17 protein-coding genes are annotated in these 17,719 nt (G+C 65.9%); 10 read left to right on the top strand and 7 right to left on the bottom strand.

The features are described 5' to 3' along the window. Positions 1-129: 129 nt before the first annotated feature. From AXZ77_RS16700 to AXZ77_RS16680, 5 genes are read left to right on the top strand one after another with little or no spacing between them, the layout of a single operon-like run. Positions 130-582, top strand: a complete 453-nt coding sequence (locus tag AXZ77_RS16700; RefSeq protein WP_098412013.1) for a formate dehydrogenase subunit gamma — start codon at positions 130-132, stop codon at positions 580-582. Continuing rightward, positions 579-2,102 (top strand): NADH-quinone oxidoreductase subunit NuoF, encoded by a 1,524-nt coding sequence (locus tag AXZ77_RS16695; RefSeq protein ID WP_098412012.1) that lies wholly within the window; start codon positions 579-581, stop codon positions 2,100-2,102. The genes AXZ77_RS16700 and AXZ77_RS16695 overlap by 4 nt, the downstream gene beginning before the upstream one ends. Further along, positions 2,099-4,984 carry a formate dehydrogenase subunit alpha gene (gene fdhF / locus AXZ77_RS16690; protein ID WP_098412011.1) on the top strand — a complete coding sequence of 962 codons (2,886 nt, stop codon included), beginning with the start codon at positions 2,099-2,101 and terminating at the stop codon, positions 4,982-4,984. The genes AXZ77_RS16695 and fdhF overlap by 4 nt, the downstream gene beginning before the upstream one ends. Further along, complete coding sequence (gene fdhD / locus AXZ77_RS16685; RefSeq protein WP_098412010.1) at positions 4,981-5,751, top strand: formate dehydrogenase accessory sulfurtransferase FdhD; 771 nt, start codon at positions 4,981-4,983, stop codon at positions 5,749-5,751. The genes fdhF and fdhD overlap by 4 nt, the downstream gene beginning before the upstream one ends. Then, positions 5,748-5,960, top strand: a complete 213-nt coding sequence (locus tag AXZ77_RS16680; protein WP_078569797.1) for a formate dehydrogenase subunit delta — start codon at positions 5,748-5,750, stop codon at positions 5,958-5,960. Before fdhD ends, AXZ77_RS16680 begins: the two co-directional genes overlap by 4 nt. On the opposite strand, the gene AXZ77_RS16675 is transcribed toward AXZ77_RS16680, so the two are convergent. From AXZ77_RS16675 to ubiA, 4 genes are all read right to left on the bottom strand, one after another. Then, positions 5,948-7,423, bottom strand: coding sequence for a glycosyltransferase family 39 protein (locus AXZ77_RS16675; RefSeq protein WP_098412009.1), 1,476 nt, complete (start codon positions 7,421-7,423; stop codon positions 5,948-5,950). The genes AXZ77_RS16680 and AXZ77_RS16675 overlap by 13 nt on opposite strands. 186 nt (positions 7,424-7,609) lie before the next feature. Further along, positions 7,610-7,936, bottom strand: coding sequence for a hypothetical protein (locus AXZ77_RS16670; RefSeq protein WP_078522484.1), 327 nt, complete (start codon positions 7,934-7,936; stop codon positions 7,610-7,612). Between the two features lie 11 nt (positions 7,937-7,947). After that, a complete protein-coding gene (locus AXZ77_RS16665; protein ID WP_098412008.1) occupies positions 7,948-10,017 on the bottom strand; it encodes an OmpA family protein in 2,070 nt (689 codons plus the stop codon). A gap of 78 nt (positions 10,018-10,095) precedes the next feature. Next, positions 10,096-11,100 (bottom strand): 4-hydroxybenzoate octaprenyltransferase, encoded by a 1,005-nt coding sequence (ubiA, locus tag AXZ77_RS16660; RefSeq protein ID WP_255266534.1) that lies wholly within the window; start codon positions 11,098-11,100, stop codon positions 10,096-10,098. Between the two features lie 12 nt (positions 11,101-11,112). Here ubiA and AXZ77_RS16655 point away from each other — a divergent pair, with 12 nt between their 5' ends. From AXZ77_RS16655 to AXZ77_RS16645, 3 genes are read left to right on the top strand one after another with little or no spacing between them, the layout of a single operon-like run. Further along, complete coding sequence (locus AXZ77_RS16655; protein ID WP_098412006.1) at positions 11,113-11,838, top strand: 16S rRNA (uracil(1498)-N(3))-methyltransferase; 726 nt, start codon at positions 11,113-11,115, stop codon at positions 11,836-11,838. Further along, complete coding sequence (locus AXZ77_RS16650) at positions 11,835-12,389, top strand: hypothetical protein (protein ID WP_098412005.1); 555 nt, start codon at positions 11,835-11,837, stop codon at positions 12,387-12,389. Before AXZ77_RS16655 ends, AXZ77_RS16650 begins: the two co-directional genes overlap by 4 nt. Positions 12,390-12,440: 51 nt before the next feature. Beyond that, positions 12,441-13,811, top strand: a complete 1,371-nt coding sequence (locus AXZ77_RS16645) for a glutamate--cysteine ligase (RefSeq protein ID WP_078522489.1) — start codon at positions 12,441-12,443, stop codon at positions 13,809-13,811. A gap of 37 nt (positions 13,812-13,848) precedes the next feature. On the opposite strand, the gene AXZ77_RS16640 is transcribed toward AXZ77_RS16645, so the two are convergent. Continuing rightward, complete coding sequence (locus AXZ77_RS16640) at positions 13,849-14,544, bottom strand: NAD-dependent deacylase (protein WP_098412004.1); 696 nt, start codon at positions 14,542-14,544, stop codon at positions 13,849-13,851. A gap of 28 nt (positions 14,545-14,572) precedes the next feature. Between AXZ77_RS16640 and AXZ77_RS16635 the strand changes: the two genes are divergently transcribed. Continuing rightward, on the top strand, positions 14,573-15,043 hold the full coding sequence (locus AXZ77_RS16635) for a low molecular weight protein-tyrosine-phosphatase (protein WP_098412003.1): 471 nt from the start codon (positions 14,573-14,575) through the stop codon (positions 15,041-15,043). A 21-nt stretch (positions 15,044-15,064) separates the two neighbouring features. Here AXZ77_RS16635 and AXZ77_RS16630 read toward each other — a convergent pair whose 3' ends face one another. Then, positions 15,065-15,373: a hypothetical protein gene (locus tag AXZ77_RS16630; protein WP_255266533.1), complete on the bottom strand. Its 309-nt coding sequence runs from the start codon at positions 15,371-15,373 to the stop codon at positions 15,065-15,067. 203 nt (positions 15,374-15,576) lie between these two features. Further along, positions 15,577-15,768 carry a heavy-metal-associated domain-containing protein gene (locus AXZ77_RS16625; protein WP_088719522.1) on the bottom strand — a complete coding sequence of 64 codons (192 nt, stop codon included), beginning with the start codon at positions 15,766-15,768 and terminating at the stop codon, positions 15,577-15,579. Positions 15,769-15,887: 119 nt separating this feature from the next. Here AXZ77_RS16625 and lepA point away from each other — a divergent pair, with 119 nt between their 5' ends. Beyond that, a complete protein-coding gene (gene lepA / locus AXZ77_RS16620) occupies positions 15,888-17,687 on the top strand; it encodes a translation elongation factor 4 (RefSeq protein WP_078522493.1) in 1,800 nt (599 codons plus the stop codon). Positions 17,688-17,719 lie beyond the last annotated feature (32 nt).

Genomic DNA, 17,719 nt, shown 5'->3' with positions numbered 1-17,719 from the left:
GTAGAGGCTCACCCCTGCCCGCGCAAGCACGGCGATGACGGTTCCTGTCCGCGCCTGTTCGCGATTGAACCAGTCGTGACTTGCTGGCCGGGGCATGCTCGCCCCATCATCGGGGCCGGGAGGATGGATATGACCGAAGACGACAGGCTCGCCGCGATTCTGGCGGATCATGCGGGGCGCGAAGGTGCGCTGCTGCCCATTCTTCACGATGTGCAGGCCGCTTACGGCTGCGTGCCCGCCGATTGCTACCAGCCCATTGCCGATGCGCTGCGGCTGAGCCGGGCCGAGGTGGCGGGCGTCGTCTCTTTCTATCACGACTTCCGCGACGCGCCCGCGGGCAAGCATGTGATCAAGCTATGCCGCGCCGAGGCCTGCCAGTCGATGGGCGGGACCGAGATGATCGCGCGGCTGGAGCATGCGCTGGGCATGAAAGTCGGAGAAACGAAGGGCGACGTCACCCTTGAGGCGGTCTATTGCCTCGGGCTGTGTGCCTGCGCGCCCGCCGCGATGGTGGGCGATCAGCTGGTCGGTCGTGCAAGTACCGAACGGATCGAGGCTCTGGTCGCGGAGGTCTCGGCATGAAGGTCTGGGTTCCCTGTGACGCCGCTGCCGTAGCCTGTGGGGCCGATGAGGTCGCTGCCGCGATCGCGTCGGCAGCCGGGCTGCGCGGCGAGACGATTGAGATCATCCGCAACGGTACGCGCGGGATGATCTGGCTGGAGCCGCTGGTCGAGGTGGAGCGCGACGGCGTGCGCCACGGCTTCGGCCCGATGACGCCCGAGGACGCGCCCGCGCTGTTCGAGGGCGGCGATCAACCGAAGGCGCTCGGCCCGGTCGAGGAAATCCCCTTCTTCGCGAGTCAGACCCGCCTGACCTTCGCGCGCTGCGGGCGCACCGATCCGCTGTCTCTGGCCGATTACGAGGCGAACGAGGGCTGGCAAGGCCTGAAGCGTGCGCTGGAACTGGGCGGCGCGCAGACCATCGAAGAGGTCACCACCTCGGGTCTGCGCGGACGCGGCGGTGCGGGCTTCCCGACGGGTATCAAGTGGAAGACCGTTGCCGGGGCCGAGGCGCCGCAGAAATACATCGTCTGCAACGCGGATGAGGGCGATAGCGGCTCTTTCGCGGACCGGATGCTGATGGAGGGCGACCCCTTCTGCCTGATCGAAGGCATGGCGATTGCCGGTCTCGCGGTGGGCGCGACCAAGGGCTTCATCTATGTGCGTTCGGAATATCCCCACGCGATCCGCACGCTGAATGCGGCAATCAAGGCCGCGCGCGCTGCGGCGATCATCGGCGACAGCCTGATGGGGCAGGGCCCGGCCTTCGATCTGGAGGTTCGCGTCGGCGCGGGCGCCTATATCTGCGGCGAGGAAACGTCGCTCCTGAATTCGCTCGAAGGCAAGCGCGGGATGGTCCGCGCCAAGCCGCCGCTGCCCGCGCTGGAAGGCGCGTTCGGCAGGCCGACCGTGGTCAATAACGTGCTTTCGCTGGCCGCCGTGCCGTGGATTATGACGCACGGGGGCGCAGCCTACGCTGAATTCGGGCTGGGTCGCTCGCGCGGGACGATCCCGATCCAGATCGCGGGCAACGTCAAACATGGCGGGCTGTTCGAGACCGGCTTCGGGATGTCGCTTGGCACGCTGGTCAACGAGATCGGCGGCGGCACGGCTTCGGGTCGTCCGTTCAAGGCGGTGCAGGTCGGCGGGCCGCTGGGCGCCTATCACGGGCCCGACGATTTCGATCTGCCGGTCTGCTACGAGGCCTTTGCCGATCAGGGCGGGCTGGTGGGTCATGCCGGGTTCGTGGTGCATGACGACAGCGCCGACATGCTCGCGCTCGCCCGCTACGCGATGGAGTTCTGCGCCATCGAGAGCTGCGGGAAATGCACACCCTGCCGGATCGGCGCGGTGCGCGGCATCGAGACGCTCGACCGTGTGGCGGCGGGCGATCCGGCGGCGATCGAGTTGCTGCATGAGCTATGCGAAGTGATGGAGAAGGGCTCGCTCTGCGCGATGGGGGGCTTCACGCCCTACCCAGTGCGCTCGGCGATCCGGCTTTTCCCGCAAGAATTCTCGCTCTCAATGGAGGCTGCGGAATGAAGGATTTCATCATCCCCGACGGCGTGCACGGGCCGAAACTCTCCGATATGGGCACGCCTGAAAAATCGGGCCCGCCCGTGACGCTGGTGATCGACGGCATGGATGTGAGCGTGCCCGAGGGCACCTCCGTGATGCGCGCCGCCGCCGAGGCCGGGATCACCGTGCCCAAGCTGTGTGCGACCGATATGCTGGATGCCTACGGCTCGTGCCGCCTCTGTGTGGTCGAGATCGAAGGGATGCGCGGCACGCCCGCTTCCTGCACGACGCCGGTGCGTGAAGGCATGGTCGTGAAGACCCAGACCGATCAGCTTGCGCGGCTGCGGCGCGCGGTGATGGAGCTTTATATCTCCGATCACCCGCTGGATTGTCTGACCTGTGCGGCGAATGGCGATTGCGAATTGCAGGATATGGCGGGGGCCGTTGGCCTGCGCGACGTGCGCTATGCGCCGGGCGAGAACCATGTCGAGACGCGCGCGGCGGAGGGGGCCAATCCGCTCTACATCCCGCGCGACGACTCCAATCCTTATTTCTTCTATGACCCGTCGAAATGCATCGTCTGCATGCGCTGCGTGCGCGCCTGCGAAGAGGTGCAGGGCACGTTCGCGCTGACCGTGGATGGGCGCGGCTTCGACGCCCGCATCTCGACCGGGACGGAGGATTTCCTGAACTCGGATTGCGTCAGCTGCGGCGCCTGCGTGCAGGCCTGCCCGACCGCGACCCTGCAGGAGAAGACCGTCGACGAGATCGGCGTGCCGGAGCGTTCGGTGGTCACGACCTGCGCCTATTGCGGCGTGGGCTGCTCCTTCGAGGCGCAGATGCGCGGCGATCAACTGGTGCGCATGGTGCCGTGGAAAGAGGGCAAGGCGAACCGCGGCCATAGCTGCGTGAAGGGCCGCTTCGCTTGGGGCTATGCCAACCACGGCGACCGCATCCTGAACCCGATGATCCGCGACAGCATCACCGATGCGTGGCGCGAAGTGTCGTGGGAAGAGGCGCTGGAGTTTGCCGCCAACGGCATCAAGCGTGCGCAGGCCAAACACGGCAAGGATTCCGTCGGTGTCATTACCTCGTCGCGCTGCACCAATGAGGAAACCTTCCTCGTGCAGAAACTCGCCCGCGCCGTGATGGGGACGAACAACACCGACACCTGTGCCCGCGTCTGCCATTCGCCGACCGGCTACGGGCTGAAGCAGACCTTCGGGACCTCCGCCGGGACGCAGGATTTCGACTCTGTGGAGCAGGTGGATTGCGCCGTGGTGATCGGGGCGAACCCGACCGACGGTCACCCGGTCTTCGGCTCGCGCCTGCGCAAGCGGCTGCGGCAGGGGGCGAAGCTGATCGTGGTCGACCCGCGCCGGATCGACTTGTTGGAGACCCCGCATATGGGCGAGGGGCATCACCTGCCGCTGCGTCCGGGCACCAATGTCGCGGTGCTGACCGCGATGGCCCATGTGATCGTGACGGAAGGGCTGTTCGACGAGGCGTTCATCCGCGAGCGCTGCGATTGGGACGAATGGACGGATTATGCCGAATTCGCCGCCGATCCGGCCCATTCGCCGGAAGCCGTCGAAGAGCTGACCGGCGTCCCGGCCGAGGCGCTGCGCCGAGCCGCGCGCACCTATGCCGCCGCGCCGAACGGGGCGATCTATTACGGGCTGGGCGTGACCGAGCATAGCCAAGGCTCGACCACCGTGATCGCGATTGCCAACCTCGCGATGATGACCGGCAATATCGGGCGGCCCGGTGTGGGCGTGAACCCGCTGCGCGGCCAGAACAACGTGCAGGGCTCCTGCGATATGGGCTCGTTCCCGCATGAACTGCCGGGCTATCGCCATGTCTCAGACGACAGCGTGCGTGCGATCTTCGAGGCCGAATGGGGCGCCACGCTCGACCCCGAGCCGGGGCTGCGCATCCCGAACATGCTCGACGCTGCCGTCGCTGGGGATTTCAAGGCGATCTACATTCAGGGCGAGGACATCCTGCAATCCGATCCCGACACCCATCACGTGGCCGCGGGCCTCGCCGCGATGGACTGCGTGATCGTGCATGATCTCTTCCTCAACGAGACCGCGCGCTACGCCCATGTGTTCCTGCCGGGCTCGACCTTCCTCGAGAAGGACGGGACCTTCACCAATGCCGAGCGCCGCATCAACCCGGTGCGCAAGGTGATGGCGCCGAAAGCGGGGCTGGCCGATTGGGAGGCGACGCAGGCGCTGGCGAATGCGCTGGGCGCGGGGTGGAGCTATACTCACCCGTCCGAGATCATGGACGAGATCGCGCGCACGACCCCGGCCTTCGCGGGCGTCACCTATGACCTGATCGACCAGATGGGCTCGGTGCAGTGGCCCTGCAACGACACGCATCCGCAAGGCTCGCCGGTGATGCACGAGGATGGCTTCGTGCGTGGCTCGGGGCGGTTCATCCGCACGGCCTATGTCGCGACCGAGGAACGCACCGGACCGCGCTTCCCGCTGCTGCTGACGACGGGGCGCATCCTGTCGCAGTATAACGTGGGCGCGCAGACGCGGCGGACCGAGAACTCCGTCTGGCATGCCGAGGACCGGCTGGAAATCCACCCGCATGACGCCGAGACGCGCGGCATTCGCGAGGGGAATTGGGTGCGTCTGGCAAGCCGTGCGGGCGAGACGAGCCTGCGCGCCACGATCACGGATCGGGTCTCTCCCGGCGTCGTCTACACGACCTTCCATCACCCCGACACGCAGGCCAATGTGGTCACCACCGACAATTCCGACTGGGCGACGAACTGCCCGGAATACAAGGTGACGGCGGTGCAGGTGGGGCTGTCGAACGGCCCATCGGACTGGCAGGAGCTTTATACGGCGCAGACCAAGCTGACCCGCCGCGTCGAGGCTGCTGAATGACAGCGACGGATTGGGACATGCCCAGCGGCGCGGTGCAGCGGCTCGCCGAGGAAGTGCCGGTCGCGCTGTCCTTCGACGGGGTGACGCAGGCGGTGATGATGGCGAGTCCCGCCGATCTGGAGGATTTCGCACTGGGCTTCGCGCTGTCCGAAGGGCTGATCGCGGACGCGTCCGAGATCACCCGGCAGGAGCTGGAAGTGACCGAGGCCGGGATCGAGGCGCGCAACTGGCTGGCAGCGCCCGCGGGCGCGCGCTTTGCCGAACGCCGCCGCGCTACGATGGGCCCGGTGGGCTGCGGGCTCTGCGGGATCGAACAGTTGGAAGAGGCACGCCGCAAGTTGTCCCCGGTCCGCCCGCCCCGCTTCACTATGATGCCGGAACAGGCTGCGGAGGCGCTCGAGACCCTGCGCGACCACCAGCCGTTGCAGGACGAGACCCGCGCCGCCCATGCGTCGAGCTTCTGGCAGCCGGGCAAGGGGATCGTGCTGACGCGCGAAGATGTCGGGCGGCACAACGCGCTCGACAAGCTGATCGGGGCGCTGATCCGGCAGGGGATCGCCCCCGCAGGCGGCGCGCTGGTGATGACCTCGCGGCTCTCGGTCGATCTGATCCAGAAGGTCGTGACGCTCGGCATCCCCGTCATCGTCGGCCCCTCCGCCCCGACCGCGCTTGCGGTGAGCGAGGCGCGGGACGCGGGCCTTACCGTTATCGCGCGCGCAGGCCGGGGCCTCGCGCTTTACACCGCGCCGCAGGAGGCCACCGCATGAAGCCTGAGAAACTCGCCGGGATGGCCAATCAGATCGCACAGTTCTTCGAGAGCCAGCCCGGCGATCAGGCGCATGCCGTCGCCGATCACATCAATGCCAACTGGGCGCCCACGATGCGCGACACGTTCCTCGCGGCGGCCGACAAGCTGGACCTGCACCCGCTGGTGAAAGCGGCCTTGCCGGAGATCCGCGCCCCTCAGCGGGGCTGATCGCCGGGCTTCACGACCCGCGCGAAGGAGAGGGTGAAGTTTTTCCCGTCCGCGAAGGGGTAGGGGGCCGCGAGCTGCTGCACCTCGCCGGTCGTCCAGTCGGGATGATCCGGGTAGGTCGCGCGCAGAAGGTCCGCGCCGGTCGTTTCATTCGCGCCTTCCCAGATCACGAAGGCCGGGCCGCCGGGCAGGGGTTTCGTAAAGTCCGAACTGGCATTCAGCACCGTCATCCGGGGCGCGCGGTAGAGGATATTCGCGCCTTCCCATTGCGGCGCGATCAGGCTCGCATCCGCTCCGACGGCGGCCACCAGCTGCGGCACCAGCGTCTCGAAGGGGGCGGCATTGCGGCTCTTGCCCTGAAAGAAATGGATCGGCAGCGCGATCGTCACCAGCACGAGCAGCACGGCATAGACCTGCTGCAGCCGCCGCAGCCCGGTCGCACTAAGCCGGGGCAGAAGCCAAAGGCCAAGCGCGGGGCCTGCGAGGAACAGCAGCGGTTGCAGCCAGCGATCCTTGATCTGCCCCGCTCCGACCGCAAGCGCACCGAGCAGCAGCAGCACGAGGCCGATTACCATCACGCGCAGCATCAGCCGCAACAGCGGTTGCGGCGCGTCGGGTTTGTGCTCCCGGTAGCGCCAGAAAAGCAGCCCGCCGACCAGCAAAGGCAAGGCTAGGAAATTCAGCACGCCTTCACCGGTTGCAAGAACCGGACCGATAAGCCGCGCGCCCAGCGAGACGTCTTCGGCGGCGTCGAATTTCTTCGCCGAGGCGAAGGCGATCTCGGGATGGTTCAGGATCCAGACATAGGGCGGCAGCGCGATCGCGGCGGCGATCAGCAACGACAGGAACAGGCGGCGGTCGCGGAAGGACGCGCGGAATTCCGGAAAGCCGATCAGCGCGATGGTGGTCGAGATCGGCAGCAGCACGAAGTTGTATTTCGACAGCAGCCCCATGCCCAGCACCAGCCCGAACGTCACGAAGCCCGCGAGGCTGGGGCGGCGCGCGATCCACCAGATCGTGGCAAAGCACAGCGCCGCCGAGAAGGTCGCAAGCACCGAATGGGTCAGGGCGCGCTGGCTCTCCCATGCGATCTGCGGCAGCAGCGCGAGGCCCAGCGTCGCGATCCATGCCCGGCGCGGATCGAGCCGCGTGCGCATCAGCCCGTAGCAGGTCAGGGCCGTGCCGCAGAGCAGGGTGTTTTTCAGAACCGCGAGGCCGAACATCGTCGGCCCGGTCACCATTAAGACCAGATGCTGCAGCCACGCGAAAAGCGGCAGTTGCGGGCCATAGCCCCACGCGAAGCTGCGCGCATCGAAGATCATCTGCGCATCGTCGAGCCCGAGCGCGCCGCCCAAGGCGGTGCGGTAGAGGGTCTGGAAGATGAAATAGGCGACGATGCTAAGGGGCCAGATCGCATCGGGCAGGGCGCGGCCTGCAGCGCGGGGCATCGGGTCGGCGCTCATGCGGACGTGCCTGTGGGGACGCGCATCACGGGAAGGGGCTGGAACATGGCGCACCTATTGGCTGGCGGGTCTGCCGCGCGTGGCGGACAGGTGGTCGATACCACTTTCGACAGGCGGGCCAAAGCGTGAGATGTCCGAGTTTCGCCGGGCGTGGCCCCGATGCCGCGCCCTCGGCGAGCGCGCGGCTCAGGCCTCTTTCGAGCGCTCGATATAGGCGCGCAGTTCCTCGGCCTCGTGGCGGGCGTCGCGCAGACCATCCATCGCCGCGCGCAGTTCCGCCTCGGTCTGGCTAAGCTGATTGGCCAGTTCCGCCTCGCGCTGCTCGACATAGACGAGCGCCTGATCGCGGGTCTCTTCGGCTTCATGCAACGCCTGCGCCATCTGCTCCAGCTCGCCCATATCGGCCTGGCTCACGCGGGTGAGGCGGTGGATCAACCAGCTCGCGAACCAGCCGAGCGCGAAAGCCACGAAAAGGATGATCGCTGTGGCGATGATGAATTCGGTTCTGTTCATATGACGTCCCTTCAGCCCTTCGACAGGTCCTCCGGCCGCGATTGCGGGCGCGGCGTTTCATCGCCGGGCGTCTCGACCGGAATTTCTTCTTCTTGCGGAGCGTCTTGCTCCGGTTTGGCGGCGGTGTCCCCATCGCCGGATTGGTCTTGCGCGGCATCCTCGGTGGCGGGTGCGCCGTCATCGGTCACGGCGCCGTTCCAATGTGGCTCGCCGTCTTCTGCGCCTGCCGTGGCGTCTGCCGTGGCATTGGGCAGCGCGTCGTCGCCCACCGGCGTCTCGTCCAGCAGGACGAATTCGATCCGGCGGTTCATCTCGCGGCCCTGTTCGGTGTCGTTCGAGGCGATCGGCTGCGCTTCGCCATAGCCCTTCGCTTCGAGATTGCCGATCAGAACGCCACGGTCCAGAAGCCCGCGGATCACCGCCTGCGCGCGCTGTTGCGACAGCTGCAGGTTCATTTCCTCGCGGCCCTGATTGTCGGTGTAGCCGGCCACTTCCATCTTGAAATCGGTGCAGTTCTTCATCGACTTCGCCAGTGCGTCGAGCGCGTCGAGGCTTTCCGAAGCGACCTGCGCCGAGCCCGGATCGAAATCGACCTTCTTCTTTTTCAGCGTGTCGTTGAGGCGCGCCACGCATTCCTTGCCGGTCGGCAGGGCCAGCACCTCGTCGAGGCGCTTGTCGTATTTCACGCTCAGGTCGATCTGCGCGTCTTCGCCAAGCTGGCTCGTCAGGATACGCGAGATCGTGTCGGAGGCCTGCGGATCGCCCGAGACGCCGTTGACCGAGATACCGTCGCGGGTGACCGTGACCTTGCCGTCATGGAGCACCGACAGCGCGTCGAGCGCGGCCAGCGTGCGCACCGGCCAACCGGCGGGAAGCTCCTCGTCGACGCGGGTTGCGCCGTGAACATTGTCATGGCCGAGCTTGGCGCGGGCGTAGCTTTCGATGGTCTGGCGTTCGCGCGCATCGGTCACGCGGCCCTTGAGCTCGACATGGCCGTCGCCATCGCGGGTCGCGGTGAAGCTGGCCTGGGCGGCTTTCGCATCGGGGGACGGTTCGCGCTTGGCCTTGAGCGAGAACACTCCGGGCAGGTTCGATTCCAGCTCGCCCACGACATCGTCGAACTTCTGCTGATCGACGGTCGAGGGCACATCCAGCGCGATATCGGCATCCGAGAAGGTCACCGAACCTGCGCCGAGATCGCCGACCGCCTTGATCGCCATCTGCGCGGCCTTGGCCCAGTCGGGTGACGGGGTGCCCATGCCGATCGTGCAGGTCAGCGTGCCTTTCGCGCCGGCGCCGCGAGCGGCGGCCAGGATGTGGTCGCGTGCGCGCTCGGTATCGGCGGAGCAGGCATCGAAATGCGGGCCTTCCTCCTTGTCGATGAGGAAACGCAGGGTGAAGGGGGTGATCACGGGGCGCGGCGCGGAGATGTCGAAGCTGAGCTTGAGATCGGTGGGGCGGCGGCGCGCGAGCGACGTCTCCACCCGGCCTTTTTCGGAGGGGCTGTCGGTGATCGCCTGTACCGAGACCTTGCCGGCGGTGACCGAAACCTTCGAGCGCGGCAGCGTCTCGATCGTGGTCATCGCGAATTGCATCGCCTCGTCCCAGCCGCCGGGCACCGGGTAATCGGCGCTCTCGAGCATGTCGGTGACGCCATCCTCGCCCGCGACTTTCGAGAGCTTCTCGACGATCGCATCGCGGTCGACCGAAGAGGGCACCAGCCCGATCAGCGAGATGCCGTTCTCGTTGCGCAGCATCTCGAGCGAGAAGGCGGGGGGCGTGATCGGCTTGGTGATCTGCGTGTCGGTATTGTCGACGACCCGCGAGCTGTCGACGTATTTGTCGACCTCGGAGACCGCGCGGAAGCGTTCGGCCTCGGTCGGGGCGGTGCCGGAGAGGATCACCTGCAGCCCGTCGGTATGGACCCGCATCCAGCCGTAGCCCTGCGCCTCCATCGCGACGCGCACTTCTTGTTTCGTGGATTTCTCGACAACGGTCGCAGCGCCGCCCGCAATGACAGCGGACACGACGAGTGCGAGGACAAAGGCGGCGATCGTCAACAAGGTGGCGCGGCTGCGCATCGGTCTCAGGCCCTCCCCCGGGGAATCTTTATCCCGTTTCCTTAAGGCGCAGGGGCGCGGGGATCAATCGAAACGCCGTTACACGATTGCGCCAACGGCGAGAAACAGCGCAGCGATGAGGCCGGTATCGCGGTTCGCGCGGAACAGTTTCAGGCAGGTGTCCGGCTCGTCGATATCGAGTTGGCGCATCTGCCAGAGCATGTGCCACCCTATCGCCCAGGGCGCGAGCAGCGAGATCGCGAGACGCAGCGGCGACGCGCCGGGCATGAGCGCACCCATCACGGCGATGGTCATCAGCGCGACGGAGGTCATCAGGAAACCGCCCAGCCATTTTGCGCTGTCGTCGCCAAAGAGCCGCGCGGTGGATTTCACCCCGATCAGCGCGTCGTCTTCCTTGTCCTGATGCGCATAGATCGTGTCGTAGAACAGCGTCCACGCCATGCCCGCGAAATAGAGCACGACGGGCGGCCAGCTCAGACTGCCGGTATGCGCGACCCACAAAAGCAGCGCGCCCCAGTTGAACGCGATGCCGAGGAAGATCTGCGGCCACCAGGTGAAGCGCTTGGCGAAGGGATAGATCGCGACCGGCCCGAGCGAGACGATCCCGAGGATGATTGCGGGCGTGTTGAAGGTCAGCAGGATCGCGAAGGAGATCAGCGACTGGATCACCGCCCAGGCCAGCGCCTGTTTCGTCGAAACCTGCCCCGAGGGGATCGGCCGCGAGCGGGTGCGCGCCACGCCCGCGTCGATGTCGCGGTCGGTGATGTCGTTCCAAGTGCAGCCCGCGCCGCGCATCAGGAAGGCCCCGATCGACGCGCCGACAGCCAGCCAGAGGTCCCACCAGATGAAACCGCCCGTCGAGGCGGCGGCCAGCGCGATCGACCAGTAGCAGGGCAGCAGCAGCAGCCAAGTCCCGATCGGACGGTCGGCGCGGCTCAGCCGCAGGTAGGGCCGCGTCCATGCCGGGGCCAGCCGGTCGACCCAGTTGCCGCGATAGGCATCCGCGACCGTGCCGTTTGCGTCGTTCGGGGGCTCGCCCGTGCTCGCGTTTGCCGCCTCTGGCGTTTCGGTTTTTCCGCTCATACAGTCCGCCTCATGGAACGTGCCAAGATCAGGCTCTGTGTAGAGCACCCGCTGGGCGCGGGGCAAGCCGTGCCTCTGACTCAGGACGAAGCGCATTACCTCTTTGCGGTGATGCGGCTGGCCGTGGGCGCCCGTGTCGCGCTGTTTAACGGACGCGATGGCGAGTGGACGGCGGAGGTCGTCGAGGCTCACAAGAAGCGCGGCATTCTGGCCTGTGTCGAGCAGGCCGCGCCGCAGCTCGCGCCGCCCGATCTCTGGCTGATCTTCGCGCCGATCAAGAAAGAGCGCACCGATTTCATCGTCGAGAAGGCGACCGAGCTGGGCTGCGCCAAGGTGCTGCCGGTGCAGACCGAGTTCACCAATTCCGCGCGCATCCGTCAGGACCGCTTGCAGGCCCATGCCAAGGAAGCGGCGGAGCAATGTCTGGGCACCTATGTGCCCCCCGTTGAGGATTTGCAGGGGCTCAAGAAGCTGCTGGATGGCTGGGATCCGAGCCGCCGCATCCTTTGGGCGGATGAGGCTTTGGTTGGTCCCGCAGAGACGCTCGCGGGGCTGCAGCCCGGCCCTTGGGCGATCCTGATCGGTCCCGAAGGCGGGTTCTCGGAGGCCGAGCGCGAGGCGCTCCGCGCCCGAGATTTCGTCACTCCGGTCAGCCTCGGCCCGCGCATCCTGCGCGCCGATACGGCGGTTTGCGCGGCGATCACATTGTGGCAATCGGCGCTGGGAGACTGGCGGTGATCCGTCCCGAGGTCGCAGAAGGTTTCAAGCGCTGGGGCGAGGTGATCGCGGCGGGCGTCGTCGTGGCGTTCGGTGCGTGGCTGATCTGGCTCGGCGGGTTGATCCTTATGCCGCTGGGACTGATCGCGGTCGCGCTCGGGCTTGGCTGGGCGCTGATCGGCTGGCGGCGGTTGCGCTTCGCGCGTGAAACAAATGCGCCGGGTCTGGTCGAGATCGACGAGGGCCGCATCTCCTATTTCGCGGCCAGCAGGGCGCGCGCCATTGCGGGGCCGGGCAGCAATGTCTCAGCTCTCGGGATGGGCGGCGAATTGCCGCTGCGCGAACTGGCGGAAATCCGTCTGCTGACGCTGCAGGGCCAGCAATATTGGCGGCTGCGCAGCCTCTCGGGCGAGGCGCTGCTGATCCCGCTCGATGCGGCGGGGGCGGACGCGCTCTACGATGCCTTCGCGAGCCTGCCGGGGATCGACATGGGGAAGATCTCTGCCGCGCTTGACCAAAAGACTGCCGCACAGAGCCTCTGGACCCGCAAACAGGTTTCACGCTTGACTTGAGCTAGCCCCCGCGCCACCTGTGGCGCTCCATAAAGCGACGCGAGAAAAGACATGTCCATTCCGCAGCAGGGCGGTGGCCCGATCGAGCGCTTCGAGCAACTGGCCGAATATCTGGCCGAAGGTGAGAAGCCGCGCGACGACTGGCGCATCGGCACCGAGCATGAAAAATTCGGCTATTGCGCGGACAAGCAATTGCCGCTGCCCTATGACGGCCCGCGGTCGATCAAGGCGATGCTGGAAGGTCTGCGCGACCGCTTCGGCTGGAAGCCGGTGGAAGAGCAGGGCAAGATCATCGGGCTGGAACTGAACGGCGCGAATGTCAGCCTCGAGCCGGGCGGTCAGCTGGAGCTTTCGGGCGCGCCGCTCGAGACGATCCACCAGACCTGCGACGAGGTGAACGAACACCTGCGCGAAGTGCAGTCGGTCGCCGACGATATTGGTGTGAAGTTCATCGGTCTGGGCGCGGCCCCGATCTGGACGCAGGACCAGATGCACATGATGCCCAAGGGGCGCTACCGGCTGATGACCGATTACATGGGGCGCGTGGGCGAGCTGGGCACGCAGATGATGTATCGCACCTGCACCGTGCAGGTGAATCTCGACTTCGGTTCGGAAGCCGACATGGTGCAGAAGATGCGCGTGGCGCTGGCGCTGCAGCCGGTCGCGACCGCTCTGTTCGCCAATTCGCCCTTCCTCGACGGCAAACCCAACGGCATGAAATCGTGGCGCAGCCATATCTGGCAGAACCTCGACGATGCGCGCACGGGCATGCTGCCCTTCATGTTCGAAGAGGGCGCGGGCTACGAGGCCTACGTGAATTACGTCCTCGATGTGCCGATGTATTTCGTCTATCGCGACGGCAAGTATATCGACGCGCTGGGCCAGTCCTTCCGCGACTTCCTGAAGGGCGAGCTGCCCGCGCTGCCCGGCGAGAAGCCGACGCTGAGCGATTGGGCCGATCACCTGACCACCGTCTTCCCCGAGGCGCGTGCGAAGAAGTTCATCGAGATGCGCGGTGCCGATGGCGGGCCGTGGCGGCGTCTGTGTGCGCTGCCCGCGCTCTGGGTCGGTCTGCTTTACGACCAGACCGCACTGGATGCGGCATGGGATCTGGTGAAGGGCTTCGATCACGAGACCCGCGAAGGTCTGCGCCGCGCGGCGGCGGTCGATGCGCTGCAGGGCGAGTTCAACGGCGTGAAGCTGCATGACCTCGCACGCGAGACGGTGGCGATCGCGAAATCCGGTCTGGCGGCGCGGGCGAAGCCCGGCGCGGGCGGGATGATCCCCGACGAGACCCATTTCCTCAACGCGCTGGAAGAGAGCGTCGAGACGGGCCGCGTGCCTGCCGACGAGCTTCTCGAGAAATATCACGGCGAGTGGAATGGCGATCTGAGCAAGATCTACGCCGAATACAGCTACTGACGAGAGGGCAGGGCGGTGAGCCGCCCCGCCGTTCCTCTCATCGCGCCCCCAGCCGCTCGCGCACCCATTCGGGGACCAGCACGCTCGCCGGGCCTTCGCGCGATGTGTCGAACATCGTGCTGCCCGCCGAGGGGTCGAGGTTCAGTTCCAGCGTCTCCACCCCGCACATCGCGGCGTCCTGCACGAAGCCTGCCGCAGGGTAGACATTGCCGCTCGTGCCGATCGAAACGAACAGATCCGCCGCCTCCAGCTCGCGGATGATGCGATCCATCTGATAGGGCATCTCGTTGAACCAGACGATGTCGGGCCGTGTGGCCTTTCGCCCGCAGCCGGGGCAGGTGTCTTGCGGCTGCATCGCCTCGGGCGCGGGCCAGCGATGGTCGCACGCGTGGCACAGCGCGCCGAAGAGCGAGCCATGCATGTGGATCACGTTCTGAGAGCCGGCGCGCTCGTGCAGGTCATCGACATTCTGCGTCACCACCAGAACCTCGTGGCCCGGAGCGGCCTCCAGCTCGGCCAGCGCGAGATGGGCGGGGTTCGGCTGGGCCGCCCGCGCCGCCGCCCGGCGCGCGTTGTAGAAACGGTGCACCAGCGCAGGGTCGCGCGCGAAGCCCTCCGGCGTCGCCACGTCCATGATGCGGTGTTCCTCCCAAAGACCGTCGCTTGCCCGAAACGTGCGGATGCCGCTTTCGGCAGAAATTCCCGCGCCGGTCAGAATCACGACCTTGGCCATCGCTGCGCCCTCCGTTATCACTTTCCCTATGCGTATCCTCTTTCTCTGCCTTGGCAATATCTGCCGCTCGCCCGCCGCCGAAGCGGTGACCCGTCACAAGGCCGCCGCAGCGGGGCTCGATATCGAGTTCGACAGTGCGGGCACCGGCTCCTGGCATCTGGGCGAACCGCCCTATGATCCGATGATCGCCGCCGCCGAGGCGCGCGGCTATGACATGCGCAGCCTGCGCGCACGGCAGATCCAGCCCGCCGATTACGACGGGTTCGATGTGATCCTCGCGATGGATGAGAATAACCTGCGCGATGCGCTCGACGGGGCGCCGCGCGAGATGCGCGCACAGGTGCAGATGTTCATCGACGGGCCGGAGGGGCCGCGCGATGTGCCCGATCCCTATTTCACCCGCAATTTCGATGAAGCCCTCGATCTGATCGAGGCGGGCGCGGATCAGCTGATTGCCGATCTCCTCGCCGACGAGGAAGAACAGCGGCGCGGGCAGTAGGCCGCGCCGCCGATCAGGCGCTTACTTGCAGAAGCCTTCCGCGGTTGCGGCGAAGTTCTTGTAGCGGTCCCAGAAGTCCGAATCCGACTTGCGGTCGGACATGCGCACTTCCTGCGCGCGGTCGGGATCGTGGAAGAAGCTGGCGGCGCGGCGCTGGTCGCGGTGGCTCAGCGTCATGTCCGCGACTTGCTGGATGCAGCCGCAGGTGCCGGGATTGCTGGCGCGGCCCGCTTTCTGACACGCATTGTCGATCGGCCCGGCCGAGGCCATCGAAGCGAGCGCCATCGCGCCCGAGAACGCGCAGAGTCCGAGTGTCGTTTTGAAAGTCATCTACTGCCCCTTTGTCGTTGCGGCCGGCATGTGTTTGCCGATCCTGCCTGCTCATTTGTCCGCGATTCTAACTCAAATTCAAAAAGCGGGCAATAAAACAGGCAGGATTCCGCCGGTTCGGGCCAGGGGAGGGAACCCGTTTCCTAGCCGTCGCGTTGCGCGTGCGCGGGTCCACTACATCTGGATGGCGTCCGCCCTCCAGATCACTCTTCGACCGGGGTGGCCTCGTAGCCTGCACCTTTCAGGGCGCTGATCACGGTGGATTCGGGCAGCCCTTCCACCTCGATCTCGCGATCTTCCAGATAGACATCGGCCTTGCCGCCGACCTCTTCGATCGCGGCCTCGACCGAGGCTTTGCAGTGCCCGCAGGTCATGTTCGGAACGGAATAGATCATCTTGCGTCTCCGGTATTTCGTGTCTCAGCGATATGTCGGACGCGACCGGGCCGAGGTCAATGGCAGATGGCGTTCAATCCCTCTTCCCGGCCCGCTTTTTCCCCTGTATACGCGCGCCCATGACTGATCTTGATCGCATCCGCAATTTCTCCATCGTGGCGCATATCGACCACGGTAAATCCACGCTTGCCGACCGGCTGATCCAGCTGACCGGCACCGTGGCCGAACGCGATATGAAGGACCAGCTCCTCGACGCGATGGATATCGAGCGAGAGCGCGGCATCACGATCAAGGCCAACTCGGTGCGGATCGACTATCCCGCCAAGGACGGCAAAACCTATGTGCTGAACCTGATTGACACCCCCGGTCACGTCGACTTCGCCTATGAAGTCTCGCGCTCAATGCAGGCGGTCGAAGGCTCGCTGCTGGTCGTCGATGCCTCGCAGGGCGTCGAGGCGCAGACGCTCGCCAACGTCTATCAGGCGATCGACGCGGATCACGAGATCGTTCCGGTCCTGAACAAGATCGACCTTCCGGCGGCAGAGCCGGAGCGCGTGAAAGAGCAGATCGAGGATGTGATCGGGATCGACGCCTCGGACGCCGTCGAGATTTCCGCGAAGACCGGTCTGGGCATTCCCGACGTGCTGGAAGCCATCGTGCAGCGTCTGCCCGCCCCGCAGGGCGACCGCGACGCGCCGCTGAAAGCGATGCTGGTGGATTCGTGGTACGACCCCTATTTGGGCGTCGTCGTTCTGATCCGCGTCATGGATGGCGTGATCAAGAAGGGCGACCAGATCAAGATGATGAAGACGGGGGCGACGTATAAGCTCGACCGTCTCGCCGTTCTGAAACCCGCGATGGTCAATATCGACGAGCTGGGCCCCGGCGAGATCGGCGTCTTCACCGCTTCGATCAAGCAGGTGCGCGACACCAAGGTCGGCGACACGATCACCCATGAGAAGAAGCCCTGCGCCAAGGCGCTGCCGGGCTTCAAGCCCTCGATTCCGGTGGTGTTCTGCGGTCTCTTCCCGGTCGATGCGAACGATTTCGAGGCGCTGCGCGACGCGATCGAGAAACTGCAGCTGAACGACGCGAGCTTCTCGGCGGAGATGGAAACCTCGGCCGCGCTCGGCTTCGGCTTCCGCTGCGGCTTCCTCGGGCTGTTGCACCTCGAAGTGGTGCGCGATCGTCTGGAGCGCGAATACGATCTCGACCTGATCACCACCGCGCCCTCGGTGGTGTTCAAGATCCACATGAAGGACGGGGAGGTGATCGAGCTTCACAACCCCGCCGACATGCCCGACCTGACCTATGTCGACCATATCGAGGAGCCGCGCATCAAGGCGACGATCCTCGTGCCGGACGAATATCTGGGCGATGTGCTCAAGCTCTGTCAGGACCGTCGCGGCATCCAGCAGGACCTGACCTATGTCGGTGGCCGCGCGATGGTGGTCTATGACCTGCCGCTGGCCGAGGTCGTGTTCGACTTCTATGACCGCCTGAAATCGGTCACCAAGGGCTATGCCAGCTTCGACTACCAGATCACCGAATATCGCGAGGACTACCTCGTGAAGATGTCGATTCTGGTCAATGACGAGCCGGTCGACGCGCTCTCGATCATGGTCCACCGCGACCGCGCCGAAGCCCGCGGCCGCGCCATGTGCGAAAAGCTGAAAGACCTGATCCCACGCCACATGTTCAAGATCCCGATCCAGGCCGCCATCGGTGGCCGCGTGATCGCGCGCGAGACGCTGTCGGCGATGCGCAAGGACGTGACCGCGAAATGCTACGGCGGCGACGCGAGCCGGAAGAAGAAGCTTCTGGAAAAGCAGAAGGCCGGTAAGAAGAAGATGCGCCAATTCGGGAAAGTCGAAATCCCGCAGAGCGCGTTTATCGCGGCGTTGAAGATGGACGAGTGAGGTGACGCTAGGTCGCCTCACGCATGCTCACA

Source organism: Thioclava sp. ES.031, from assembly GCF_002563775.1.
GTDB lineage: Bacteria > Pseudomonadota > Alphaproteobacteria > Rhodobacterales > Rhodobacteraceae > Thioclava.
Note: the sequence above shows the minus strand (reverse complement) of the source record. Positions and strands in the feature narration are given on the sequence as shown.